This is a genomic window from Acinetobacter sp. B51(2017), assembly GCF_003711395.1.
Taxonomy (GTDB): domain Bacteria; phylum Pseudomonadota; class Gammaproteobacteria; order Pseudomonadales; family Moraxellaceae; genus Acinetobacter.
The window spans coordinates 1-26876 of sequence record NZ_PJRJ01000035.1 but is presented as its reverse complement, the minus strand read 5'-3'; the positions used below and the strand labels follow the sequence as shown (position 1 = coordinate 26876).

The 26876-nt window shown below is 39.5% G+C and carries 24 protein-coding genes and 3 pseudogenes; 18 read left to right on the top strand and 9 right to left on the bottom strand.

From position 1 onward, the window contains the following. Positions 1-439 (bottom strand): annotated as a pseudogene (locus tag CYK47_RS13260) (transposase family protein); the annotation flags it as partial. A 557-nt stretch (positions 440-996) separates the two neighbouring features. After that, complete coding sequence (locus CYK47_RS13250) at positions 997-2400, bottom strand: LLM class flavin-dependent oxidoreductase (RefSeq protein ID WP_122902292.1); 1404 nt, start codon at positions 2398-2400, stop codon at positions 997-999. A 255-nt stretch (positions 2401-2655) separates the two neighbouring features. Between CYK47_RS13250 and CYK47_RS13245 the strand changes: the two genes are divergently transcribed. Together CYK47_RS13245 and CYK47_RS13240 are read left to right on the top strand one after the other, a co-directional pair. Next, positions 2656-3903 (top strand): SfnB family sulfur acquisition oxidoreductase, encoded by a 1248-nt coding sequence (locus tag CYK47_RS13245; RefSeq protein WP_122902291.1) that lies wholly within the window; start codon positions 2656-2658, stop codon positions 3901-3903. A gap of 3 nt (positions 3904-3906) precedes the next feature. Then, positions 3907-5148, top strand: coding sequence for an acyl-CoA dehydrogenase family protein (locus tag CYK47_RS13240; protein ID WP_122902290.1), 1242 nt, complete (start codon positions 3907-3909; stop codon positions 5146-5148). Between the two features lie 415 nt (positions 5149-5563). Here the strand turns inward: CYK47_RS13240 and CYK47_RS13230 are convergent, their stop codons facing one another. Together CYK47_RS13230 and CYK47_RS13225 are read right to left on the bottom strand one after the other, a co-directional pair. Next, the gene (locus tag CYK47_RS13230; RefSeq protein WP_122902288.1) at positions 5564-5764 is read right to left on the bottom strand and encodes a hypothetical protein; all 201 of its coding nucleotides are present in this window, start codon (positions 5762-5764) and stop codon (positions 5564-5566) included. Positions 5765-5955: 191 nt separating this feature from the next. After that, positions 5956-6171, bottom strand: a complete 216-nt coding sequence (locus tag CYK47_RS13225) for a cold-shock protein (protein WP_122902287.1) — start codon at positions 6169-6171, stop codon at positions 5956-5958. Between the two features lie 370 nt (positions 6172-6541). On the opposite strand from CYK47_RS13225, the gene CYK47_RS13220 reads away from it, so the two are divergent. From CYK47_RS13220 to CYK47_RS13210, 3 genes are all read left to right on the top strand, one after another. After that, positions 6542-7936, top strand: a complete 1395-nt coding sequence (locus tag CYK47_RS13220) for a GntP family permease (protein ID WP_122902286.1) — start codon at positions 6542-6544, stop codon at positions 7934-7936. Between the two features lie 27 nt (positions 7937-7963). Then, positions 7964-9127, top strand: coding sequence for an iron-containing alcohol dehydrogenase (locus CYK47_RS13215; protein WP_122902285.1), 1164 nt, complete (start codon positions 7964-7966; stop codon positions 9125-9127). A gap of 499 nt (positions 9128-9626) precedes the next feature. Next, positions 9627-10826 (top strand): tyrosine-type recombinase/integrase, encoded by a 1200-nt coding sequence (locus tag CYK47_RS13210; protein ID WP_122902284.1) that lies wholly within the window; start codon positions 9627-9629, stop codon positions 10824-10826. Here CYK47_RS13210 and CYK47_RS13205 read toward each other — a convergent pair. Next, entirely contained in the window at positions 10823-11569 is a 747-nt protein-coding gene (locus CYK47_RS13205) for a TraX family protein (RefSeq protein ID WP_122902283.1), read from the bottom strand. The two genes, CYK47_RS13210 and CYK47_RS13205, sit on opposite strands and share 4 nt — an antisense overlap. A 275-nt stretch (positions 11570-11844) precedes the next feature. Between CYK47_RS13205 and CYK47_RS13200 the strand changes: the two genes are divergently transcribed. From CYK47_RS13200 to CYK47_RS13180, 5 genes are all read left to right on the top strand, one after another. Further along, positions 11845-12837: an acyl-CoA/acyl-ACP dehydrogenase gene (locus tag CYK47_RS13200; protein WP_122902282.1), complete on the top strand. Its 993-nt coding sequence runs from the start codon at positions 11845-11847 to the stop codon at positions 12835-12837. After that, on the top strand, positions 12825-13604 hold the full coding sequence (locus tag CYK47_RS13195; RefSeq protein WP_122902281.1) for a PIG-L deacetylase family protein: 780 nt from the start codon (positions 12825-12827) through the stop codon (positions 13602-13604). Before CYK47_RS13200 ends, CYK47_RS13195 begins: the two co-directional genes overlap by 13 nt. Continuing rightward, a complete protein-coding gene (locus CYK47_RS13190) occupies positions 13598-14194 on the top strand; it encodes a class I SAM-dependent DNA methyltransferase (protein WP_122902280.1) in 597 nt (198 codons plus the stop codon). The genes CYK47_RS13195 and CYK47_RS13190 overlap by 7 nt, the downstream gene beginning before the upstream one ends. Continuing rightward, positions 14191-14880, top strand: coding sequence for a glycosyltransferase family 2 protein (locus tag CYK47_RS13185; protein ID WP_122902279.1), 690 nt, complete (start codon positions 14191-14193; stop codon positions 14878-14880). The genes CYK47_RS13190 and CYK47_RS13185 overlap by 4 nt, the downstream gene beginning before the upstream one ends. A gap of 212 nt (positions 14881-15092) precedes the next feature. Continuing rightward, positions 15093-16295: an MFS transporter gene (locus CYK47_RS13180; RefSeq protein ID WP_122902296.1), complete on the top strand. Its 1203-nt coding sequence runs from the start codon at positions 15093-15095 to the stop codon at positions 16293-16295. Here the strand turns inward: CYK47_RS13180 and CYK47_RS13175 are convergent. Further along, entirely contained in the window at positions 16292-17683 is a 1392-nt protein-coding gene (locus CYK47_RS13175) for an alpha,alpha-trehalose-phosphate synthase (UDP-forming) (protein ID WP_122902278.1), read from the bottom strand. The two genes, CYK47_RS13180 and CYK47_RS13175, sit on opposite strands and share 4 nt — an antisense overlap. After that, positions 17680-18459 (bottom strand): trehalose-phosphatase, encoded by a 780-nt coding sequence (gene otsB, locus CYK47_RS13170; protein ID WP_122902277.1) that lies wholly within the window; start codon positions 18457-18459, stop codon positions 17680-17682. Before otsB ends, CYK47_RS13175 begins: the two co-directional genes overlap by 4 nt. A gap of 389 nt (positions 18460-18848) precedes the next feature. Between otsB and CYK47_RS13165 the strand changes: the two genes are divergently transcribed. After that, the gene (locus CYK47_RS13165; protein WP_122902276.1) at positions 18849-20327 is read left to right on the top strand and encodes an aldehyde dehydrogenase family protein; all 1479 of its coding nucleotides are present in this window, start codon (positions 18849-18851) and stop codon (positions 20325-20327) included. 465 nt (positions 20328-20792) lie between these two features. Here the strand turns inward: CYK47_RS13165 and CYK47_RS13160 are convergent, their stop codons facing one another. Then, complete coding sequence (locus CYK47_RS13160) at positions 20793-20936, bottom strand: DUF2256 domain-containing protein (protein ID WP_122902275.1); 144 nt, start codon at positions 20934-20936, stop codon at positions 20793-20795. 123 nt (positions 20937-21059) lie between these two features. Here CYK47_RS13160 and CYK47_RS13155 point away from each other — a divergent pair, with 123 nt between their 5' ends. The 4 genes from CYK47_RS13155 (at position 21060) to CYK47_RS13140 (ending at position 24409) form a co-directional block, all read left to right on the top strand. Next, positions 21060-21314, top strand: a complete 255-nt coding sequence (locus CYK47_RS13155; RefSeq protein WP_286206923.1) for a TIGR03643 family protein — start codon at positions 21060-21062, stop codon at positions 21312-21314. A gap of 74 nt (positions 21315-21388) precedes the next feature. Then, positions 21389-22486 carry an efflux RND transporter periplasmic adaptor subunit gene (locus CYK47_RS13150; RefSeq protein WP_122902295.1) on the top strand — a complete coding sequence of 366 codons (1098 nt, stop codon included), beginning with the start codon at positions 21389-21391 and terminating at the stop codon, positions 22484-22486. A gap of 17 nt (positions 22487-22503) precedes the next feature. Then, positions 22504-23712, top strand: coding sequence for an ABC transporter permease (locus CYK47_RS13145; RefSeq protein WP_122902273.1), 1209 nt, complete (start codon positions 22504-22506; stop codon positions 23710-23712). Beyond that, on the top strand, positions 23705-24409 hold the full coding sequence (locus CYK47_RS13140) for an ABC transporter ATP-binding protein (RefSeq protein WP_122902272.1): 705 nt from the start codon (positions 23705-23707) through the stop codon (positions 24407-24409). Before CYK47_RS13145 ends, CYK47_RS13140 begins: the two co-directional genes overlap by 8 nt. A 29-nt stretch (positions 24410-24438) precedes the next feature. Here CYK47_RS13140 and CYK47_RS13135 read toward each other — a convergent pair. Continuing rightward, a pseudogene (locus tag CYK47_RS13135) lies at positions 24439-25292 on the bottom strand (IS982 family transposase). Between the two features lie 334 nt (positions 25293-25626). On the opposite strand from CYK47_RS13135, the gene CYK47_RS15570 reads away from it, so the two are divergent. The 3 genes and pseudogenes from CYK47_RS15570 to CYK47_RS13125 all read left to right on the top strand — a co-directional run. Next, a complete protein-coding gene (locus CYK47_RS15570; RefSeq protein WP_171407331.1) occupies positions 25627-26316 on the top strand; it encodes a DUF6988 family protein in 690 nt (229 codons plus the stop codon). Between the two features lie 75 nt (positions 26317-26391). Continuing rightward, complete coding sequence (locus CYK47_RS15505; protein WP_164709202.1) at positions 26392-26532, top strand: hypothetical protein; 141 nt, start codon at positions 26392-26394, stop codon at positions 26530-26532. A gap of 91 nt (positions 26533-26623) precedes the next feature. Next, a pseudogene (locus CYK47_RS13125) lies at positions 26624-26876 on the top strand (hypothetical protein); the annotation flags it as partial.

Here is a 26876-nt window from a genome sequence, read left to right as displayed (position 1 = left end):
GGCCTTTAGCGTATGTTTCTTCTTTTTACCACTGTAGAACTTACTCTGATTTTTTTTTCGGGCGTTCGATTGAACATTCTGTCGCATCAATAATGACCCAGTTAAAGTGTTCTTCTGCTGTGGTTATACTTCGTTTTGGCAGGGTAAAACGTCTTGATTTCATCAATGCATCTTCAACCTTCTTAATGGTTCGATTCACATTACTTTCAGCGATATGGTAATTTGCCGCTAATTCCAGTTGAGTGCTGTAGTTGCGTAAGTAATTGAGAGTTAATTACAACTGATCCTCTATATCTAAAGTATGAGGTCGACCTGATTTCTTTTTGAGTGATTCTGCTTTTTCTAGAACCTCTACCATTTCAGTAAAAACTTGTCGAGGTACGCCAACCAAGCGTTTGAATTCAGAATCTGAAAAACGGTTTAATTTCTGATATCTCATGAAATTTATATGGAGGTGATTTTTACTTTCGCAAGAGGTCTACTATATAGCTGAATATTATATAAAAAATTCATTTTTATCCTTTGCTGGTCTAGTGCTCATTGCGGGGATCATGGGTTTAATTTTTGACTATATGCCAGAAAATTATACCTATTGGAGTATCAGCTTAGCTATTCTGACTTCTATTTTAGGAGCAATCCTTATTGGATATTATAATGCGACGAGTGCAGCTCGACATCAGGGTGTCACCCCGACCTATTTACATCTTTTTCTTGTGATTGGTTTGTTCATCACCAACTCAATTTGGGGACCACCTAGTTTTCTCATAGATTTCTCTAGGGAATTACTTTATTTTGTATTTTTACAGTTTGGGGTATATTTATACACTAAAAAAAATCATCACAAATAAAGTTAAAAATTAACCTAAAGTAAAAAGAGCTTTTATCATTGCTGGCTGAACACGGGCAATATTATTTTCTCTAGTCATGGTCGTGTGTAGCTGATCCTTTGTTTTATAGCAAGTCAAAAAACCCAACTGAAGTTGGGCTTTTTGAATATTAAGCTTCTGCTAATTCGGCATGTTGCGCCGTGCTGTGGCTTAAGTCTCGATATTGTGCTGCACGATGCTCATCACCTAGGCGTGGTCCTTGACCGAATAACTTTTCACGTAAGGTCCCCGTGCGATATTCGGTTTGATAGACGCCACGGCGTTGTAATTCAGGTACCACATATTCCACAATATCTTCAAAAGATTGATGTGCGAGAATGTAGGCTAAGTTAAAACCATCGAGACCGGTTTCTTCTACCCATTCTTGCAAACGATCTGCGACAGTAGTCGGTGAACCCACAATCACAGGTCCATTACCACCAATGCTGGTCCATTTTGCAATTTCTTCAATGGTCCATACTTTCTCAGGATCCGCTTTTACATAAGAATTAAGTAGAGATTGGATGGCATTGGTTTCAATGTATTCCACTTGATCAGTGGATTGATATTGTGAGAAATCTACGCCTGTCCAACCAGAAACCAGCGTTAAGCCACCATCATAACTGGCATATTTTTGGTATTCAGCAAACTTCTGCTGTGCTTTTTCATCCGTTTCATCAACGACAATTGCCAACATCGTATAGATTAAAACAGAGTCTGCTGCACGGCCTTCTTTAACTAAATTGGCACGAATCCCATCTACCAATGGTTTTACTGCTGCTTTTGTTGGTGCAGAAATAAAGACACATTCAGCATTTTGGCTGGCAAAACGCTGCCCACGGCTTGAAGCACCGGCTTGGTATAGGACAGGTGTACGTTGTGGCGATGGTTCACAAATATGCGTCCCTGGGACACTAAAATATTTACCTTCATGGCGGATTGGATGGACTTTTTTAAAGTCGGCAAATACACCACGCGCTTTATCACGAACAACAGCATCTTCTTCCCAAGAGCCTTCCCAAAGCTTATATAGAACTTCTAGATATTCATCAGCAATGTCGTAACGCTGATCATGACCGACCTGAGTTTTAAGGCCTAAATTTTTAGAGCCACTCTCAAGATAAGAGGTGACGATATTCCAACCTGCACGGCCTTGCGTTAAATGATCAAGCGTCGTCATACGTCGAGCAAAAGGATAAGGATGCTCAAAAGAAATCGAGGTGGTTACACCAAAGCCGAGATGCTCAGTAACAGCAGCCATGGCAGGTACCACCTGTAGTGGGTCATTGACAGGGACCTGTACCGCACCTGTCAGGGCATGTTCATTATTACCATGGTAAACGTCATAAACACCCAGTACATCGGCGATAAAGACGCCATCAAATTTACCGCGTTCTAAAATTTTGGCTAAATCAGTCCAGTATTTTAAATCTTTATATTCTGTTGAGCGGTCATCAGGATGGCGCCAAAGACCAGGAGACTGATGCGCAACACAGTTCATTTCGAAAGCATTAAAGCGAATTTGTTTAGCCATTTGTTGTATCTATTTAAGTAACTATTACTCAGCATCTTAAATAAAAAATCCAGTGATATTTATAACAATTCAGTGTTTGAATATCAGCTATTTATATTTGTAAAAATCTGCTTTAGATAGTGTTAAAAATGCTGAGAGAAAAATAACTGTCTTAATATCAACATGAAAATTTCAATTAATTTTGCAATTTTTGTTATTTCACTCTTGAAAAAGTGGCGTGCTAGTTTAAGGCTAATTTCATTGAGGTTAACGAAAATGACTGCAAAAATTATTGATCCAATTCAAATAGATAAGAAGATTCCAAAAGATTTTTATCAACTTGATTCACCTGCACATATTATCCAAAGTGATGCTGAGGCAATTGCTGTTGCCAAACAATTAGCAGCACAATTTAGCCAAGAGGCAGCTGTGCGTGATCAGGAGCGTCGGTTACCCTTAGCAGAAATCCAATCCTACTCACAATCAGGTTTATGGGGAATCACGATCCCTTCTCGCTTTGGTGGAGCTGAAGTCAGTTATAAGACTTTAGGTGAAGTGGTTAAAATTATATCAGCAGCTGATTCTTCTTTAGGACAACTGGCACAAAACCATTGGGCGTTTTTAGAACATATACGTCTTGATGCGAGTTTAGAACAACAGCAATTCTTCTTTACAGAGGTATTAAAAGGGAAGCGATTAGGCAATGCCTTTTCAGAAAAAGGCTCTAAAACTGTAGCTGATTTAACCACAACGCTGACAATCCATCATGATCACGCTATCTTAAATGGGCGTAAGTTTTTTGCTACAGGGGCGCTGTTTGCACATTGGATCCCCGTTGTTGCAGTACATGAGGGTCAAGCCTATGCTGCAATTATTCCCCAGCACAGTGAAGGTCTAACCATCATTAACGACTGGAGTGGATTTGGCCAACGCACAACAGCCAGTGGTACAGTCATACTCGAGCATGTATATGTCGATTTAAAGCACCTAATTCCTATTCATCAAGCTTTTGAACGTCCAACCGCAGCAGGGGCAATCTCACAATTTATTCAGGCAGCGGTTGATGCAGGTATCGCACGTGGTGCGATTGAAGAAACCATTGCTTACGTCAAGCAATATACTCGCCCTTGGATTGATTCAGGACTCGAAAAAGCCACACAAGATCCTTATACACTGGCCAACATTGGTGAACTTAAAATCAAACAACGTGCTGCAGAAGCTGTGCTTGATTTAGCCGGACTTGCCATTGATCAAGCCCTGCATACGCCAACAGAACAACAAGTGACCGAAGCAACTTTAATTACAGCAGAAGCTAAAGTGCTTACTACTGAATTGGCCATTTTATCTAGCAATAAACTCTTTGAATTGGCGGGTACACGCTCAACCTTAAGTGAGCTCAATTTAGATCGACACTGGCGTAATGCACGCACCCATACTTTACATGACCCTGTACGTTGGAAATTTAACTTAATTGGTAACTATTATCTTAACGATGTACCACCACCACGCCACGCTTGGAGCTAAATCATGACCACAATTACAACTTCTCATTTATCTCTAGGTGCGGATTACCAACAGGTAGCCGCAAAATATCGTCCGATTTTTGCAAAAATTGCTGAGGGTGTAGTGCAGCGAGAAAATGAGCGTCAATTACCATTTGAACAAATTCAATGGTTAAAACAAGCAGGTTTTGGCGCCGTGCGTATTCCTGTTGAATATGGGGGTGATGGGGTATCTCAGCAACAGCTTTTTGAGCTTCTGATTGAACTCGCAGCAGCGGATTCAAACATTGTGCAAGCATTACGGGGCCACTTTGCTTTTGTCGAAGATCGTTTAGTGGCGCATCGTGATCAAGATCAGAGTGTATGGTTTAAGCGTTTTGTACAAGGTGATCTGGTGGGTAATGCTTGGACTGAAATTGGTAAAGTCCAAATTGGTGATGTCATTACCCGTATTCATAAGGATCAAGAGGGTAAATGCTGGGTGAATGGAGAAAAATACTATTCAACCGGGACTATCTACGCGGATTGGATTGACTTGTTTGCCTATGATGAAAGTACACAACAGCATGTCATTGCTGCGGTTTCTACCCATGTACAAGGCGTTGACATAAAAGATGACTGGGATGGCTTTGGTCAAAAAACGACGGGGAGTGGTACCTTAATCTTAAAGCATGTGCCAGTGCCTGCAGAACATATTCTGCCATTTGCACAACGTTTTAAATATCAAACAGCATTTTACCAAGTTGTACATTTAGCGACTTTAGCGGGTATTGCACAAGCTGCGGTCGAAACATTTAGTCTAGAAGTTAAAAAACGTGACCGTATTTATAGTCACGGCAATGCTGACTTGGTACGCAATGATCCACAAATCTTGCAAGTGATTGGACAAGCTGCTGCACAAAGCTATGCTGCAAAAACAATCGCACTGAGCACCGCTGCAGCTCTAGATGAGGCGTATATCAGCCATTTTTCACAACATCTTGATCAAGATGCGGCTGCTAATGATCAGGCCGAATTAGTGTCAGCACAAGGGCAAGTTGTGATGAGTCATTTAGTATTGGATCTGACGACACAGTTATTTAATACCTTAGGTGCTTCAGCAGCAAGTAATCAAAAGCAACTTGATCGTTTTTGGCGTAATGCACGTGTAATTTCGTCTCATAATCCAATTATCTACAAACAGAAAGTGATTGGGGATTGGTTGATTAATCAAACACCTTTACCTTATGTTTGGCAAATTGGTCATAGTCCAAAGTCTAAAAACTAAAAAAGGGCAATTGCCCTTTTTTTACGAGTTCAACATCAAACCAATTTCTTGTCGGCTATAACCGCGTTCGCGTAATGTCGCATAAATAGCACGTTTTATTTGAGGACACTGACTTTTTTTATGTTTTTGAAATAGATACACTTCGCTTTCGCTACGTAATACTTGTTTGAGCTGTAAAACGTGCGTGGTATTTTGAGGAAAAAAGCGTTTAAAAAACTGACGTATTCGGGGGGACATATAACATTTAAGTTGTGAAGATAACAACATCTTATCGATTTTTAAAAAAGTTGAATATGTTATTTTTCTGCCGAATTGTTAAATTATGTAAGAAAGTGCAATAACTTAAACAAAACATCTTTTAAAGCTCAATTTTCATTGAGCCATGCGGTATATGATGAAAACTAAGAGTCAGCCATTACGAGACAATTCTATATATTTTTGCCGTGATGGTACTTTGGAACAGCATTTCAAAACTTGGGCGAATATCTTCACCATCTACAGTGATATGTTTAAGATGGTTCAAAGCGTACGGTTGCGCAAGATTACGATGAAAGGTCGCCTGAATAGACAATTGACTTCCAAATTGATCCACGACACGAATACTGTGTTGTAGCATAGAGTTACCTATAATTAAAAAAGAAAAAATAAGTTTAAAAACGCAGCTGTTTTTATCGCAATTTAAAACTGCTAGAGAACATGAGAAACGTTTAAAAAAAGAAATAGAGTAAAAATTTTAATGTATCGTATTAATTTTAGAGTATAAAAAAGCACTAAAATTTAGTGCTTCTTAAACAAATTATTGGTGCTTTATACGGCAACAATATTCACAGCATTAGGGCCTTTTTGACCTTGGGTCACGCTAAATTCAACCATTTGCCCTTCAATAAGCGTTTTAAAACCTGAATTTGCGATTTCGCTGTAATGTGCAAAAACGTCTGGGCCAGATTCTTGTTGAATAAAACCAAAACCTTTAGTTTCGTTAAACCATTTTACTGTACCCTTTACAACATTTGAGTTTGACATAATATATCCTACTGAATTTTAATAATTTTAAGTCATTTTACTGACTGGAGATAACTTTGAAAATAATAAAGATTGGCACTTAAAATCTGAAAAAAACGAAGGATTATAAATAAAACTGCGATACTTAATAAAGATTGACCGAACAAGACTTTTTTCTAGTTAAGTCCACTATACGCTAAAAAATAAATTAATCAACTTTTTTTATATACATATTTAATTGTCTTATAAAATATAGGTCATCGGCTCTTCGCTTTCAATCCTTTGCAGCAATCGATAAGGTTTAGCATAAGTTGACTTTTTTGTTGATCGAAATATATACATAACTCAAGATGCATTTTTCATCTTGTCATAATAATAAATAGGAATAAACATGATTGGACTAATCGGAATAGTCTTATCCTTAATATTGTTAATGTATTTGGCATATAAAGGATTTAGCGTCATTGTCTTAGCACCATTGTTAGCACTTTTTGCAGTGGCTTGGAGTGGACTAAGCAATGAATTACTTGGCTTTTACTCACAAATTTTCATGACTGGCTTAGGCGGTTATATCATCAAATATTTTCCCTTATTTTTGCTTGGTGCAATTTTTGGTAAGTTGATGGATGATTCAGGCTCAGCTCGAACCATTGCCCACTTTTTTGTTCACAAATTAGGTCATCATAGGGCAATGCTATCTATCGTATTATCCTGTGCTATTTTGACTTATGGAGGCGTGTCCTTATTTGTGGTTGGATTTGCTGTCTTTCCAATTGCTGCAGCATTGTTCAGAGAGCTAGATATACCTAAACGTCTGATTCCTGGTGCGATTGTATTGGGTGCACTGACCTTTACCATGACGGCATTGCCTGGTACACCTGCAATTCAAAATGCCATCCCTATGCCATTTTTTTCTACTGATCTCTATGCTGCACCTGGTCTAGGTATAATTGCCTCTATATTTATTTTAATTACAGGGATGTGGTGGCTGAATCGACGTGTGACTACAGCGAAAGCGCAAGGTGAGGGCTATGGACAACATCATGAACCTGAACAAAGCAAACCTCAACTAGATCAAAATGATCCTAGTTTAATCAAAGCCTTTATTCCAATTTTTGTGGTGATCATTAGTAACTTACTGCTCAGCAAAATTATTTTCCCTTCCATGAATACCGCTTATTTAGCCACAGATAAGTTTGGAAACACATCTTTAAGCTCAGTGATTGGTTTATGGGCCATTGTATGTGCGTTAGTTTTAGCATGTATCGCGATTATTATTCTGAATTGGAAAAATATAACCGATATTCGAGATTCGATTCAACAAGGTGTGTCATCTTCGTTTTTACCTATTTTTAACACCGCCTCAGAAGTAGGCTATGGTTCCGTGATCGCATCCTTGGCAGGTTTTCTTATTCTGCGTGATTTTTTAGTGGGACTTTCGCCTAATAACCCATTGATATCTGAAGCGATTGTGATTAACGTCCTGGCTGGTATTACTGGCTCTGCTTCAGGTGGCTTAAGTATCGCTTTAAATACGATGGGCGAAACCTACAGAAATCTCGCTGTTGAACATGGTATTTCTTTAGAGCTGATGCATCGCGTTGCATCGATGGCTTCAGGTGCTCTAGACTCATTACCACATAATGGTGCAGTCATTACGATCATCGCATTGTGTGGTTTAACTCATAAACAATCTTATTATGATATGTTTATTGTATGTGTGGTCATTCCACTGATTGCGCTTATTGGTGTCATTACCCTAGGCACACTATTTGGCTCTTTTTAAACAATAACAATATATAGGTTCATTTTTATGTCGCATACCATTCATTTACCACGCATTATCGAAATTGGTAAAAACTCTAGAAATCAACTACCTACGATTTTAGCCAGCCTTGGAGCAAAGAAACCGCTGATTATTACTGATCAAATGATGGTGAAATTAGGCTATGTTAAACAAATACAAGATGTATTAAATCAAGCACATATAGAAAGCGATTATTTTGATCAAACTATTCCAGAGCCAACAGCCGCGTCTATTACTGCAGGGGTAGAATGCATTAAAGCCAAACCATATGATGCGATTATCGCTTTAGGTGGAGGTAGCCCGATTGATAGTGCCAAAGCGATCAGTATTTTAAGTCGCTTTGGTGGTGAGATTCGTGACTATAAATTCCCACGTCAGGTGAATGAAGCGGGTTTACCGATCATCGCCATTCCAACGACAGCCGGTACTGGCTCAGAATGTACACGATTTACCATTATTACCGATGAAAAAACCAGTGAGAAAATGCTTTGTGCAGGCTTAGGCTTCCTTCCGGTTGCAGCAATTGTAGATTATGAGTTAACGCTTTCTTTGCCACCAAGAACCACAGCAGATACTGGAATTGATGCCTTAACACATGCCATAGAAGCTTATGTCAGTCAAAAAGCCAACTTGTATAGTGATGCACAAGCATTAGCAGCAATGCGTTTGATCGGTCCAAATTTAAAATTAGCATATCATGAACCGAATAATGAAAAAGCACGTGAAAGTATGATGCTTGGTTCTACTTTAGCAGGAATTGCTTTTTCTAATGCATCGGTTGCTTTAGTTCATGGTATGAGTCGTCCTATTGGAGCATTTTTCCATGTACCTCATGGCTTATCCAATGCGATGTTGCTGCCAATGATTACTGAATTTTCCATTCCCGCAGCACCACAACGTTATGCAGATTGTGCGCGCGCAATTGGTGTGGCTACATTAGAAGATTCAGATTTGATTGCTAACCAAAAATTGATACAGGAATTGAAGTTAATTAATCAAGAACTTCAAGTGCCTACATTGGCTGAATTTGGTGTAGATAAAAAGCATTTTGACGAAGTGGTAAATACCATGGCAGAGCAAGCATTGGCTTCAGGCTCACCCAATAATAATCCACGCGTACCAAAAGTCACCGAAATGATTAAACTCTATCAAGAGCTATGGGCATCATAAAAAACGTTACTTAAACGATTCTCTTTATCCTACTGGATAGGGAGAATTTTTCAAATACATTCTTAATAAAACTTCATCTTATTTTACCCTGCATTATTCCAATTTTTCTAATCTATCTCATGTCTTCGTACGCAGGTTTTTCTACACTGCATCCGCAAAACAACTTTAAATTTTGATTTGGCAAACATAAAAATTAGCCAAATGATTCGATTTTCTACAATCTTTTAATGTATTCATATGAGATCAACACCCTTTAAATATCACGGCCGAAGAGGCTTAACAAAGTGATGGTTAGGTTTTTGACCAGTATTGCTTTAATAACTGGTTATTTTATGGGTTACACCTATGGTTAATTTTTAGTTAAAGCTGGTATAAAAAATTATAAATTACATAAGCTTAATTACTTATATGATGCGTCTTACACGCATCATATTTAGTACTTGTTATTTTAATAAAAGTGTTTTAGATTGCACTACATGTATTCACTATTAAAATTGCTATGAGTTTAACCGAACAACGTGTACGCCAAGCCAAACCACGCGACAAAATGTATTTTATTGCAGATGACGATGGCTTAAGTTTAAAAGTAGAACCTAACGGTAATAAGTCATGGAGCTATCGTTATTCTCTACCCAACAGCAATAAACGTCCACGCGTAAAGTTGGGCACTTATCCAACTATGTCGCTTAAAGAAGCGCGTCTGGCTCGGGATGAGAAAAAAGAGCAAGTTTTTAGTGAACATGAACCAAGTTCAAATCAGTTAACTTTTGAGAAGGTTGCATTGGAATGGTTGGACTTTAAAGAAAAAAATGCTTTAGCAGATCGACCACGCTCAGGTGTTCTTGAACTGGCACGCAAGGCCTTAATGCAAGATATTTTGCCTTTACTCCAGGAGCGTGAATTTTTAAGCTTAAAGCGTTTTGATTTGGTACAAGTTATTCGCCATATTGAAAGCCGTGGTGTAAAAGAACCCGTTAAAAAAGCCTGTAGTTACTTGAATCAAATTTATGATTATGCAGTCGCCATGGGCTATACAGACTACAATCTCGCAATTGGTTTACAAAAGGTTATTATTAAGCAAAGAGTTAAACAGCACTACCCATACTTGCAAACAGATGATTTGCCAGAATTTTTAAAACGCTTACAACAAAATAAAGCTCACCCAATTGTGAAAAAAGCATTATGGTTAAAGCTTTATACTGGTGTACGTGGGGCAGAGCTTCTATCGGCAGAACCACAGCATTTTGATTTAAAAAATAAAATTTGGCGTATTCCTGCCATGCACGTCAAACAATTTAGACGTCGGGTGGTATTAGGAATGCAAGTGCCAGATTATTTAGTCCCCTTATCTGATCAGGCAGTTGAAATTGTGCAATCTGCGATGGATTGGTCTGCGGGTGAAAAATATGTATTTGCTAGTCCTCGTCAAGCAGGTCAAGCACTTCATTTTAATACTTTAAATACGCTAATTCGTCGTATGGGTTATAGTAGTGAGCAATTATCATCACATGGTTTACGCTCAACATTAAGCACCATTTTAAATGATTCTGGTCTTTTTCAATCAAGTTGGATTGAGGCGCAACTATCTCATACCGATAAAGATCAAACGCGTGGTAGTTATAACCATGCTGAATATTTAAATCAACGCCAAGAAATGATGCAATGGTGGGCAGATTATTTAGCTAAACATATGCATTAAAATATTTTTTGGATGAACAATAAAATCAGTAAGTGGGCAGGATAAAATAAATATGCCCATTTATTGACTTGGAAAATTTTAAAATTTATTTTACGATCTAAGCCAAAATAACTCAAAAAAATGACGATGATTAATAAAAGTGTAAAAGGTAAATTCATTCGCCACAAATTATAATTTAATATAGAACTAAAACCTTCAGATAAATTAAAAACAAGATACAAGTTTAAAGAAATACTAGCTAAAATAGGTAAAAAAATTAATTTTCGATTAACAAAAGCCAAATAAAAACATAAAATTGCATATACACCAAGCACATCATATTGAATAGAAAACGCAGTTTGATGTAAAACTAAAATAATCAAAATGGGGATGAAAAAGTAAATCTGATTATACTTCGGCTGACGTACATAAGCATAAAGCAGCACAAAGCATAAAATCAAGCTTGGGAAAATATTTAAACTGTTTGAATCATGGAAATATAATCGATAAGGAATTTCACTCAAAAAAGCATATATGACTAAGTTTTTAATATAACGCTGATCACTAGATAGACTATTCTGTTGCGCTCTACTACGATAAAAGTAATGTGCCATTAAAAATAAAAATAATGGATAAGCTACTCTTCCAATTGAATAACACCATACATCAAATTGACTCGCGCTTGGATTTAAAAACCGTAAATGGTCAATCACCATCGCAATGAGTGCAATCCATTTAATGAGGTCTAAGTATTTTAATCGCATATCATCACGAGCTCTATAGTTTTAAAACTATGCAAAATATTTTAAAGCAGACAGCTTTAAAAACAGTCAGACATCAAAAATTCTTTTATTTTAATCATTGCTGCTGATTGGAAAATCCAAAGATCTCCCATTATGATAGTCGCGAAACAGTAACAAGCCTTTAAAATCAACCATTGCTATTACAAAAAACTTAATAAATACCACGATTCATTGACGCTTCGGGTAATTAGCTGCGCGTACACTCAAAATATAAGTGAAAATAACAAGTAGAGCATATGTCAGTTCAAGAATTTATTCAAAAAACGATACAGGCGGAGCGACGCGAAAAAAATAGTATGACTTGTGCGGTGAATTTACAGAAGTTAATTCAATCGAGTGCTGAGGTTCCGCACCCTGGCGAAGGACAAACTCTCAAGCGTTGGCAAATTCTTGCGCAAGTGGCGGCAGCAGATTTAAATTTAGTTAAATGGTTTGAATCACATTTAGATGCCTTATCTATTTTGCATGAACTCGGTCATGCCGTGCAGCATGATGCGATTTATGCAGTATGGGCGGCAGAGGGTAGTCCCCAGCCTCTAGAGGTACATAATAATGCTTGTCATGGGATTAAAACCTGGTGTTCAGGTGCAGGAATTGTTGAAAAGGCATTGATGACTTACCGTGATGAGCGGCAGCAATCTCAATTGATTTTGGTTGATTTACGTGATGCCAATATTCACATTGACCATAGCGTTTGGCAGGCAGTGGGCATGCAACATACAGCAACCGCCCATATTCGTTTTGATCAGGTTGCAGTACAAAAAATTGCGAAGCCAAATGCGTATCTGGATCGAGCAGGCTTTTGGCATGGCGCTGCAGGTGTAGCAGCCTGCTGGTATGGTGCGAGTAGTCGTTTAGCACAGCAATTAATGAGCCATGTACAACAAAAACCACATCACTTTAAAGCTATGTATTTAGGTGAAGTGAGTACCGCCTTACATGTTAATCGGCAATACTTTTATGCGCTAGCACGGCGTATTGATCAATATCCAAAGCAAACCCATGAATATCAAGTCCGTATGTTGCGGCAGTTGACTGAACAGACTGCACGTTTGGTGATGGAACGAGTAGGGTTGGCCTTAGGCGCAGCGCCTTTCTGCCAAGATGGCCAATTTGCCCAGTTAAGTGCAGATTTAAGCGTATTTATTCGTCAAACCCATGGGGCTTTTGATTTAGAACAGATTGGACAATTGACAAGTGAGCGGGAGATAGAACAATGGACATTATAAAGCATGAGATTGTTGATGATCGGGTCATTTTTGGTGAGGGGACTTCGAGCAATACTTGGGAAAATTGGCAAGGTTTACAACAATTAGCCCCGATGAATATACAGAGTGCCTTTCCCAAGCAGCGCCGTGTCTGTATTTTAGCTCCTCATCCTGATGATGAAGTTTTAGGCTGTGGTGGCTTAATTCAGCAGTTGCTTGAACAAGGCAATCCTATTGTCATTATTGCCGTCACCAATGGCACTGCGAGTCATCCCAACTCGAAACACTATAGCCCTCAAGATTTAAACCAGTTAAGACCAGAAGAAACTAGAACGGCCTTAGCACATTTAGGCGCCAAGCAGCAGATACAGCGAATTGCCCTGAATTTACCTGATGGTCAAGTCTATCAACAAAAAAATTCACTGTATTTAGCCCTTGAAAATATTATTCAAGCGGATGACATCTTGGTAGCTACTTTTTCTCAAGATGGCCATCCAGATCATGAAGGAACAGGTAAGATTGCCGAAAAATTTGCCCGTGACCATGGCTTGCCATGTTATCAAGTGTTAATTTGGGCATGGCATTGGGCAAAACCCCATGATGAGCGGATTCCTTGGCAACGCGCCCAGCGTTTAGACTTAACCCCAAACCAGCAACATAAAAAACGTCAAGCCATTGCTTGCTTTAAAACTCAGATCGAAGTAGATCCAAGTACTCAAAATACTCCTATTCTATCGCCCGCCGCGATTGAACGTATGTCACGGGCATGGGAGGTTTATATATGCTAAAAACCCAAAGCTATTTTGATCAAATTTATGCACAAGGAAATGACCCTTGGGGATATGATCAACGTTGGTATGAAGCACGTAAACGGCAGATTTGTTTGAGCGTATTATTACAACCTGAATATGATCATGCACTTGAGATTGGCTGTAGTAATGGGGTATTTAGTGAAGCACTTGGACAACGTTGTCGCCAATTACTGTGTTTAGATGGTCATGCACAAGCCGTGGCACTCGCACGGCGCCGTGTGGCTGCTTATTCACATATAAAAGTTGAACAGGCTTGGGTGCCTGAGGCACTCCCAGCGCAAAGCTTTGATTTGATTGTTGTAGGGGAAATCTTATATTACCTCAGCCCGATGGAACTCAAACAATTGATGGGGTGGTTAGATCGACATCTTCATCCTTCTGGGACGTTATTATGCTGCCATTGGCGTCATCCTATCCACGGCTTTGAGCTCACTGGCGATCAAGTCCATCAGTCACTCAGACAACTTCATCTAAACCACTATTTAAGTTTAAAAGATCCAGATTTTTTAATTGATGTTTGGTCGCAATCTGGTTTAAGTCTTGCCAAACAAGAGGGCTTAATATGATCGGTGTAGTGATTCCTGCATGTAATGAAGAAGATAATATCCAAGCCTGTTTGCTGGCAGTAAAACGTGCTATCCAACAACTGCATGTCGACATTGAAGTCAAGGTGGTTGTGGTCTTGGATAGCTGCGAAGATCAAACTTTACAACGCGTGCAGGCACTCCAAGTAGACTATTTATCTTGTCAACTACGCTGTGTTGGCCAAGCACGCGATTTAGGTGTACGGCATTTAATTGAACAAGGTGTGACTTGGATTGCGTGTACAGACGCAGACAGTTGTGTGCACCCTGATTGGCTCATGCAACAACTTGAACATCAACCCGCGGATCTCATTTGTGGCGTGGTGATCATTGAAGACTGGCAAAATTTATCTGCACATGCTCAAGAACTCTATCAAGCTCATTACCAAGACCGTATGCATCACCGCCACATTCACGGGGCCAATTTAAGCTTTAGTCGTGATGCTTATTTGCAAGTCGGAGGTTTTCAAGGCCTCAGTTGTCATGAAGACGTTGATCTTGTGCAACGCATGCAATCTCAACAGCGTCAAATTGTCTGGAGTAATCAAGTACGTGTTACGACGAGTAGCCGTTTAGAAGGCCGTGTTGATGATGGCTTTGCTCATTTTTTAAAAAAATTACACGATAAAGAGCAATTATTGCAAAAACAGATGCACTCATATAATTAAACTCTAAAAATAAGCCTTTGTTTCGTAAATTAAAAATAAAACGAGATCATTTTTATTTAATTTGACTTAAAAATAAGCTGTATTCTGCTTAAAACTGTGTATAATTTCGCCAAATTACCCCTGTATAGATTATTTTTTAATCTAATTTTACAGGGGTTTTTCTATGGAATTTTCGCAATTGGATGCTTTATTTTGTTTGGTCAGGTGATGACATGCTTCAATCCAAAACCATTGCGCTGCAATCAGGCGTCCAATCATCGCGTTTATCTGCTCAGCGTTTAGCGACCCTGTTATGTTTCTTTAGCTTGGGTTTTTCTACAGCTGCTTGGGCACCATTAATTCCGTTTGTGCAACAAAGATTATTGCTTAATCACGCCGATTTCGGTGGTTTGCTGTTATGTGCAGGTGTGGGTTCCATGCTGGCAATGCCAGCAACGGGCTTTATCATTCAAAAAATTGGCGGGCGTGCTATCATTGCGATAGCTTTAGCACTGTTTATTTTGGTCCTACCTGCCTTAGCGATCGTGCCAAATACGTGGGCACTTGCGTTAAGTCTATTTAGCTTTGGTGCCGCAGCAGGCAGTTTAGGTGTGGCGATTAATTTACAAGCAGTCATCATTGAAAAACAGTATGCAAAGAGCATGATGTCAAGCTTTCACGGCATGTGTAGTTTAGGTGGTTTACTCGGTGTTATGAGTATGACAGCTTTACTGGCATTCGGATTAAGCCCATGGTTGGCAGCATCTATCCTTGTCGCTTTAGTTTTGTTACTCGCATTGATTGCAGTCCCTAAATGCTTAACCCGACAAGAGCAGCAAGAACCTGAAGTCACCAAGACCAAAGTAAAACGTGGCTTACCGAGTGCATTTGTCGCGCTTGTTGGGATAATGTGTTTTATTGCATTTTTATCTGAAGGTTCTGCCATGGATTGGAGCGGTATTTATTTGACCCAAGAGTTTGGTGTTCAAGCCGCTTATGCAGGACTTGCCTATACTTGCTTTGCAATGACCATGACCGTAGGCCGCTTTGCAGGACGTAAAATCCAACACTCCTTAGGTGAAGCGAAAACTATCTTATTTGGTGCATTGGCGGCAGGTGTGGGCTTAAGCATCGTAATTTTGGCTCCACATTGGCTCGTTGTATTACTCGGTTATGCGATTTTAGGTTTAGGCTGTGCCAATATCGTGCCCATTATGTTCTCACGCGTGGGTAGACAAAATCAGATGCCTAAAGCAGCAGCTTTATCTTATGTCTCTACATTCGCTTATACAGGCTCTTTATTGGGGCCAGCATTGGTCGGCTTAGGGAGTGAAGTTTTTGGTCTAACAGCTGTGTTTATCATTATTGCTGTCGGTTTAAGCTTGATTGCTTTGCTGAACCAATTCAGTCTTAAACAAGAGCGCCGTGCAATTTAGACGGCACTCTTGCTTACTTCACTCACAGCTTTTAAATCAGTTAAAAACTGTTCTCGCCAAGCATGAATATCGTGCTGCATAATGCCATGCATTAAGGCTTTATAACGTTGGATTCGCTCTGATAAAGACATGGTTAATGCTTGATATAGGGCTTTTTTTAAATCGTTAATATCATGTGGATCTACGATTAAAGCCTCCTGCATTTGCTCAGCGGCACCTGCATAGCGCGATAAGATCAGCACCCCCGGATTATGCGGATCTTGGGCAGCAATATATTCTTTTGCGACTAAATTCATGCCATCTTTAAGTGAGTTGACCCAGCCCACTGCGCTCTTTCGATACAACTGCATTAAATCATGATGCGGAATCATGTCATTGGTCAGATAAATAGGTTGCCAATCTTCACTTTTTAAGGCTTGATTTAAGCTATTTATGCGTTGATTGATCTGTTGGTACAGCTTTTGATATGTGGCAACCTCCATCCGACAAGGGCAGGCCACTTGCACGCCAGCAAAACGACCATACAGTGCTTTTTCATGCAATAACGCTTCAATCGCATCAACACGTTCAGGAATACCTTTGGAATAATCTGTCCGTTCTGCAGCAACCACCAAGGGTTGATTGAGCTCTGGACAAGGATCAAAGTAATCTGCAAGTTGCAAAGTATTGCCTTGTGCTGCCTTTTGAATCAGTTTAGCATCAATACCTATTGGGTAAGCTTGAATCAAAACCTGTCGTTTATGATGAAGGATGGTATTTTTTTGAACACTACTCTCAAACAAAGATGTATATACCTCGATACACGTCTGTTGATCAGCTTGAGTTTGTACACCCAGCACATCAAAGGCTAACATATCTTGTAATACATTCTTCGCGACACTCAGTTGCTGCCAATATTGCAGCGGACTCCATGGAATATGCAGGAAAAATCCAATTCGATTATTCAGCCCTAATTGTCGACAATATGTGGCGACACTGAAAAAATGGTAATCATGTACCCAAATGATATCGTCAGGCTGCGCGATTTGCGCAATTTTCTCAGCAAAACGTTGATTAACCTGTTGATAAACAGCAAACTGCTCTGGGTCTTCACGCATTAAATCACTACGATTATGCAACATTGGCCATAACGTATTATTTGCAAAGCCTGAATAAAAGTCTTGGTATTCCGTAACGGTGAGGGGGGTCGTGATATAATGCACTTGAAGGTGTTGCTGCTCTATAAACTCAGGTCTTTCACCATTTTGAATCTGTTCACCATTCCAGCCGAGCCAAATACCGCCTTGTGCTTGTAGTGCGTCCTCAAGTGCGACAGCTAATCCGCCCGCGCTTTTCTGACCTTTATGCGGTAAACTGACTCGATTTGACAGTACAATTAAGCGACTCATTCGCGACTCCTGTGCTTTTGATTGATTATTTTTTTTGTCAATTGTTCTAGAAATTCTGCGCACGCTTGAATATCTTGCACACCATAATGCGCTTGGGTTGACCCTCGTCCTACTTTAATACTCATGCCACCGATTTGATTAATGACCTGAAAACCATCTTCATCGGTCACATCATCCCCTATAAAAATTGGATAATGCTGTTCTAATGCCAAAGCCTGTTGAATATGCCGTATTGCATGCCCTTTGTTGGCAGTTTTTGGTGCAATTTCCCAGACATATTGACCTGCTTTTATATAAAAATCGGGAAAGCCTTTCACAATATGTAGTGCAATTTTTTCAGCAAGTTGTGCTGATTGTGGATACTCACGGTAGTGCAAAGCCACGGAATAGTCTTTATATTCCAAACGTAAAGGTGTTCCTCTACAAGTCTGACTCACACACTGATGCAGGCTCTTAATTTGCTGCTGATCGATTGAAGGAGCATAATGCTGTCGCCTTAAATACAGATCTAAACCATGACTTGCTGCAATAGTGACATTCAAACCTTGGGCCAATTGTTGAGCTTCTGCCAAACAACGCCCCGTAAGTAAGATCACAGGTACATCAAGCGCAATTAAACAACTCAGCAGATGTAAAGTCTTTTCGGGAATAAAACTATCTTTAGGATCAAGCTGAAATTCAGCTAAAGTGCCGTCAATATCTAAATACAGTGCATAAGGGCTATGCACTGCTAGATGATCAAGTAAAGATGATACAGTCTGACAGGTAAGTAGCATGTTTATTCATTATTTTTATCCATCAAGGTGATGTTATAACAGCATGTCTTTTAAAAAACCTGACTCATTTACAAACAGTGAACAGGTCAGCTATTTACGCTTACATGTATTCTTTTAAAAGGAAGGAAAGCAAATAAAAATAAAAAAGGAAGCATCGAGCTAATTTAAGTGATCATGATTTTTTTTAAACGCTTTTTGATAACATCAATCTACCTTGAACATATTTTAATCTTATTTAATCTTTCATCAATCATTGGCTTTTACAGCACTTCTCACATTAGAAATTCAAGATTCCTTTTCCTCCTATTACTAAACAGACTTGAATATCAAGAAGAAAAATGATTGTTTATCCATAGATAATCAATACTTCATAAAGATCAGGAACCAACATGCGCACGCAAATTTATATCGATGGTCAATGGCTTAACTCGCAAAGTGACGCATATTTTGATGTCATTAATCCAGCAACAGAAGAAGTGATTCACCAATTACCCAGTGGCTGTGAAAAAGACATTGATTTAGCTGTCGCTGCTGCACGGCGCGCTTTTGATGATCAAGGTTGGCCTCAAACAACAGGTCAGCAACGTGCTGCATATTTAAGAAAAATTGCAGACCTTATTCAGCAAAATTCCGATGATCTCGCAAAATTAGAAGTCCTAGATAATGGTAAACCTTTAGCCGAAGCACAAGGTGATATTGCAGATGCAGCGGGTTGTTTTCATTATTATGCCAATTTAGCCGAACAGTTAGATGAACAACCTGAAACCCAAATTCAACTTACAGATGAGCGTTTTAACTGCTATGTCGTCAATGAACCTGTTGGAGTGGTGGGGGCAATTATTCCATGGAATTATCCGTTGCTTATGGCGGCGTGGAAGGTTGCACCTGCTTTAGCTGCCGGATGTACAGTAATTTTAAAACCTGCTGAAAATACATCACTTACCGCCCTCGAATTGGCAGCCTTCGCAGATGAAGCAGGTTTGCCCGCCGGCGTACTCAATGTTGTGACCGGGCAAGGAAGTACTGTTGGACATGCCCTTGCTGCGCATGAAGGGGTGGATAAAATCGCCTTTACAGGTTCAGGTGCTGTAGGCTCAAGTATTATGAGTCAAGCAGCGCAAGATATTAAACGTGTGAGTTTGGAATTGGGTGGTAAATCACCTTTTTTAGTGTTTGATGACTGTGATATTGAAGCCGCTGTTGAATGGATTATGTTTGGTATCTTTTGGAATAAAGGCGAAGTTTGTTCAGCAACATCACGTGTGCTGATTCAAGATTCTATTTATACAAAAGTATTAACACGTTTAGTTGCAGAAACTAAAAAAATTAAAATTGGCAATGGTTTAGATGAAGGGGTTTTACTTGGGCCTTTAGTGTCAAAAAAACAGTTAGATACAGTTGATCAAGGAGTTAAACGTGCCCAGCAAGTTGGGGCTCAACTGCTGACTGGCGGTCAGCGTGCCGCGCAGTTTGATAAAGGCTATTATTATGAACCCACCATTTTGGTTGATGTTCCTTTGGACAGCGAAGCATGGAATGAGGAATTTTTTGGCCCTGTCGTATGTATTCGCCCATTTCGTACCGAACAAGAAGCGATTGCAAACGCAAATCGGAGCAAATATGGTTTAGCTGCTGCCATTATGACCCAAGATTCTATTAAAGCGAAACGGGTTGCTCAGAAACTACGCGCAGGTATTGTTTGGGTCAATTGCTCTCAACCCACTTTTACAGAAGCACCTTGGGGTGGATTTAAACAATCGGGGATTGGACGTGAATTAGGCCCTTGGGGGCTGGCATCATACTTAGAACCGAAGCAAATTACCACGTATATGTCTAATCAAGCTTGGGGTTGGTATATTCAACCTTAAGCATTCTGTCTTCAGCAATCTATTCATTGCTCTTGAGTGCTGAAGAGAATCAAATTGTCGTGGTCAGCAAAGAGAGGTAAACCTGAATCCTCATCTTATGATCACGACAGTGCTCTAAGGCTTGCCAGAGAGATGCTCATGCAAATTGCGTATTAATTCCTGGTTGCAGGCTTAGCATGAATCGAATGCCCCTCTAAAAATACGCTCACACTAAGCATTATTATTGGCTCATTGTCTTGCTGAACATTACCCACCACAGAGTGATCAGAAATATCTGCTTTTGGTATTATCCTGATGGTTTAATAACATAAAAAAAAGCCAGGCAAAGAGGGGAGAATTGCCTGGTTTACAAAATAATTATGAAAATTGTCGATCTAACAGCCTATGGCTGCTGATTTGGTATAGAGATAGATTAAGCAAAATCATAAAATTTTTAAAACAAATAAAAACTATAAAATTGATCGCTTATTTAGATTTTGATTTGTTTTGCCGACGACAACGTTCTGAACAATAGCGAACTTCATCCCAACAGCGTTGCCACTTTTTACGCCAATCAAAGCTTAAACCACAGCTCACACAGATTTTTTGGGGTAAATGTTGTTTTTTCATTTTAGGTTCGACCTCAAGTATTCAACTAAGACAAAACACAGTTTAAGCAACGAAAAAATCACATATATTTCACTTTTCCTCACTTAAGATCAATTTTAAAATATATTTATGTGTGATAAAAACGTGATATTACATCGTGCTATAGAAGTTTCTCGCGTCATTGAAATGGCATGGGAAGATCGTACCCCATTTGAAGCCATTTTCCGTGAATATGGTTTAAATGAATCCGCTGTGATTCGCTTGATGCGTAAGGAGCTAAAATCAAGTAGTTTTAAGTTATGGCGTCAACGTGTAACGGGACGTAAAACCAAACATTTGGCTCTACGTTCACCTGAAATTTCACGCGCCTATTGTAGTCGTCAATATAAACCTGCATAGGGTAAAGGAGAACGTTTTTGGTCGCGTCTGACAGTAAAAAAATTTGGATCATTGCTGTTGTACTGATATTGCTGATGGCTATATTGGCTTGGCGTAGCTGGCAAGGACCTGTCGTCAGCACCTATATTGTGAAGCAGCAGCCGTTAGTACAAACTGTTGTTGCTTCTGGACGCTTAGAAAACGTATCTCGCACTGAAATAGGCAGTGAAATCTCAGGTATAGTCCTTGAACGGCGTGTGCAAGAGGGTGATCAGATTCAAGTGGGTGACCTTTTATTGGTCATTCAGTCCGATGATCTAAAAGCACAAGTGCGTGAAGCAGAAAATGCCATTCAAGAATTACGTCGTATTCGCTATCCGCAAGCACAAGTTGAACTACAAAGTGCCGAATTTCAGCTACAACAAGCTAGTCGTGAAGCAAAACGTCGTCAAAACACTGAACCTGGCGTTTTGTCTTTAGAAGAAAAAGAACAGGCTGTAGAAGCGGAACGTTTGGCACGTAACAATCTAGCGGCAGCACGTTTAAAGGCACAAAGTTTAGCGCCCGGTCAAGTCGAAGAGCGCACCCTCATTGAACGTCTAAATGCCTTAAAAGCACAATTGGCCAAAAGTGAAGTCCGTGCACAAGTCGCAGGTACCATCTTAACCCGTGAAGTAGAAGCTGGGGACGTGGTACAACCGGGTAAAACCTTATTTACCCTCGCTGTAGATGGACCTACTCAGATTTTAGTCCCGCTTGATGAACAAAATTTACCTTTCTTAGCATTAGGTCAACAAGCACAGATCATTGCAGATGCCTATCCAGAACGACCTTTTCCTGCTCAGTTGAGTTTTATCGCTCCGAGTATTGATCCACAGCGTGGCACAGTGGATGTCAAACTTAGTGTCAATCCAGTACCTGACTTTTTACGTCAAGATATGACTGTCTCGGTGAACATTGAAACCGCACGCCGTGATCACGCTTTAGTGATCAATAATGACGCTTTATTTGATATTAAAGGCAATAAAGCCAATGTATGGGTGGTACGGGATCATAAGCTTTACCGTCAAAACGTAGAGTTTGGTCTAAAAAGTGCAACCCAAGTTGAAATACTCAAAGGATTAAAGGAGGGTGACCAAGTATTACAAGATCCTGCACAAGGAAAATTAGAGCAACGCGTGCGTATTGAGTAGGTAGAAAAAGATTGAATATGAAGCGCTTATGGACAGATTGGCTCATTGCCATCGGCTTTTTACGTGAAGGTCGTAGTCAATCTCTCATGATTATTGGCGGTGTTGCCATTGGTGTCGCTGTCATTGTCTTTATTAGTGCTTTAATTCAGGGTTTACAAGCCAATTTAATTGAACGTACTTTGGGAACACAAGCACATATCAGCTTATCAGCACCCGATGAAATTAATCGTATTGTCGAAGCGAACAATGCTGTACAACTGGTCTATGAGGATCAACGCGCACAGCGCTTACGTTCAATTAATAATTGGCAAGAAGTCGTTGAGAATTTAGACAACATTCAGAATTTAAATGCTGTGTCACCGATGGTGTCTGGTCCTGCTTTAGTGAAACGTGGCGAGGCGATTAAATCAGTGGCAATTATGGGCATTGATCTACCACGTTATCAGCGTATTGTGCCATTACAAGATTATATTACGAGCGGACAATTACGTTTAAAAGCAGATGACGTGCTCATAGGCACTGAAATGGCAAAAGATTTAGGCGTACGAGTAGGCAGTAAAATACGTTTAGATAATGGCCTCGATGTGAATGCTGTCATGAATGTGGCCGGTATCTTTGAATTAGGTGTTCGAGAACTTGATTCACGCTATATGTATGTTGACCTAAAACGCGCGCAATCACTGCTTGACCTACCCGGTGGTGTTACCATCATCGATCTCAGGATTTCGGATATTTTTGCAGCAGAAGAGGTTGCCGCACAAATGCAACGCCTGACTGGTCTCAAATCAGAAAGTTGGATTGGCAGTAATGCCCAGCTGATGAATGCTATTTCAGCACAGAGCCTATCAACCAATATGATTATTGTATTTGTGGGTATTTCTGTTGCATTTGCCATTGCCAGCGTACTGTCGATTAGTGTGGTACAACGTACACGTGAAATTGGTATTTTGCGCGCCACCGGTGCAACGCGTAACCAAATTTTAGTGATTTTTTTAATCCAGGGTGCAGTGTTTGGTTTATTGGGTTCACTGGTCGGTATTTTAACAAGTTATGCCTTAGTATGGTCATTTAACCAATTTGGACCAGGCTTATTCTATATTCCTATTTCGCCAACTTTAATTATCGCAGCGCTGCTTCTGGCCACATTAAGTGGTTTAATCGCAGCAGCCATTCCAGCACGCCGTGCTGCGCGCCTTGATCCTGTAGAGGCCATTCGCCATGTCTAATGATGAAGTCCTTCGTTTAGAAGCCCTGAAAAAATCCTATAATATTGGTCAACCCAATGAAATTGAAGTATTACATGGGATTGATTTCACGATCAAACGGCATGATTTTGCCGCACTCATTGGTCCCTCTGGCTCCGGCAAAAGTACCTTGCTCAATATCTTAGGTTTATTGGATCAACCAACCGAAGGCGAGATTTATTTACTGGGTCAGGCCACTCGCCAAATGATTGATCAAGAACGTACACGTTTACGTGGAGAAAGCATTGGCTTTGTTTTTCAATTTCATCATCTCATTCAAGCATTTACAGTCATTGAAAATGTGCTGATGCCACTGATGTTAGTACATGGCAAACCTAATAAACAAGCAATTGAAAGAGCACACGATTTACTTGAAGCTGTCGGATTAAAGGATTTTTCCAAACGTAAAGCCAGTCAACTCTCTGGCGGGCAGCAACAGCGTGTTGCCATTGCACGTGCTTTAATTACCCAGCCTGCCTTGTTACTTGCTGATGAACCGACTGGCAATTTAGACAGTCAAACAGCTACGGAAGTATTTGAACTATTTCGTGAGGTCAATGCCACACAAGATTGTGCCGTGTTATTGGTGACCCATGATCCACGTCTATCTGCAACCTGTGATCGGACCATCAAATTGGTCGATGGGCGTATTGAAAGTGATGTGTTATCAAATCCTTAAATTAACCCGAATCATGTATAAGCCTGATTTTACATCTTTATAAATTGAGGCTTATTTTGATGACAGATTTGATAAGCACAGAGTGATGCATAAATCCCAGCGAAATAACCTGAAACGGAAGGATGGCGACTGCTTACTAGATTGTATTGTTGCTTCAATAAGCTAAAGATCGTCTCTATTTTATTGCGTTGTCTCAGCATGATTTCACCCTCTGATGATAGCTCCACTCGTCGCATATTCTTGCGATGATACGTAATCAACTCAACACCTTGCGCTCCTAGCTTATCTCTTAGAATCTCACTGATATAGCCACGATCACCGAAGATCTTACCGATGTAGCCTTGAGCGAGCTTCGGTAGAAGCTTTATATCTGAAGTATGGCCATTCGAGAGTTGGGTCCGAATGAATTTACCCTGAGCATCCACCAATACATGCAATTTGCATCCATAGAAGCACCCCATGAAGCTTTTACCTCGTGTGGCAATTTGTTTTAAAGATTTATGACGTTGAATACGCTGATTTTTACATACGGGTATGTACAGTCAACCCAAGCACACGTTGTTTGAGCATTGGAAGCTAAAGAAATATGTAATGCTTGAAGTGCGAGTTGATGTTGATTGATCAAATAAACGATCCGTTGATAGGATGGTAATCCTTTAAAAAGCTTGGAGTAAAAGCGCTTTAGCATGCTATAAAAGGCTTTGAAATGATGAAGTTGAGAATTTTTATACCAAACTGCGATAAAGATAATTTCAGATAAGCATAGAACACCTGAGCGCTGTCTGACTTTAGGATTTTCTTGTTTTAGATATTGCCAATAGATGGCTTCATTTTTTTGAAAAAAATCATCAATTGTGCAAAATAAAGTTGTAAACTCGAACATAGGATGACTAGTTAATAAGCGTGTGTGGTAACTCACTTATTAACTCAGTCATCTTTTTTTTCAACTGAATTTCTTATCCATGATTCGGGTTATTATAATGATTAGTGGTAACAAGATTGGGTTAATTCTTACTCAGGATGAGGTAGCAAATATAAAAGCCTCTATTGAAGCAGCTATCTAAAAATATAGTTTTGTAAAAGCCCTGACATTTGTTGGGGGTTTTCTTTTTATATAGTCAGAAATCAGACAGTCTAAGTATGGCTTAATAGATGTTTTTATAGATGAGAATCATAAGTTTATGTAGTATGTAAAAAATCACAAGTGATCTAAATGAATGAAAAAGACTAAACTATTTGAACTCTCATTAGAAATGATTGGGGAATTAAAAAAAGAGTTGTTAGAGAGTACGATTATAGATTGCGGTCCTCGTTTGGAATTGGTTGAACAGTGTATTGATATTTCATTTGAGCATGGAATAGGGGTAAATAGTCTTTTGGCTGCGGGATTGCCTGTGCAAGCAATGGTATTGTTCCGTGCGCAGTTTGAAGCGGTAACTAGAGCATATTGGTTACTTTTTCTTGCTTCTAACCACCAAATATCCAAGTTAAGTTTTAGCTACACATTTGAAGAACAGTTTGAAAAAGATAACTATCCAATGATAAGTGAGATGTTGGAAAAGCTAAGTAAGGCTAACTTACCAGCTAAATCGGTAATTGATCATTTGTGTGCATTTAAGAAATATCATCTTAAACAACTGAACTCCGTAGTTCATACTGGTAAGCAATCTTTTACTCGTAACATCATGGGATTTAATGAAGATTTACTATTAACATTCATGCGACAGTCAAATAATTTGATTACTGTAGCAGCACAGATCATGTTGAAGCATACGGTCCCAGATAAACAATATTTTATTCATGAACTAATTGGTAAATATCGTCTTTGTTTCTATTTAGATGATGATGTGGATCCTGCAGTAAAAGATAGAGTCGAAAAATATTATACAGACGAACATCTTAAGTAAGCCTCCTTTAGGAGGTTTTTTTATGCCCGGATGGTTTGTGTTGGCTCTAAAATGGCTTAATAAGTGAGGTGCGCCATGGTTGATAAAATTGAAGCAACAAAAAATCTAAAACGCTATAACGCTGAATTAGAAAAATGGTTGGCATTAGAACGCAGTGTGATGACATCTGAAGAAATGCAGACGGTGGATCGTAAGTTTGAAACGCTCAAGGCTTAGATTAAGAATTTGAAAGGGGCGCTACAAGCATAAAAGTTTAAAAATAATGGATTCTTTTTAGTATGATTCCCCGTAAATAACAGGTGGATATATGAGTAAGAAAACTTTAAAAGATAAAATTGGCGATATGGTTTTTTGGACTGCGGTTTTCATTATTTTTTATTTTCTGGTTGCATATTTACGTCAAAGCAACTGGCTAGAAGAAACTTTTGGGCTTGGGAAAGTTTATTTTTTGCTCAAAGGTACTTTAGGTTTGACAGCAGCATTTTTGGCGCCAATAGCAGCGCTTGTATTGTTTAACGATTGGAGAGAAGAACATAAGATAAAATCGCTGTTATCCCTAC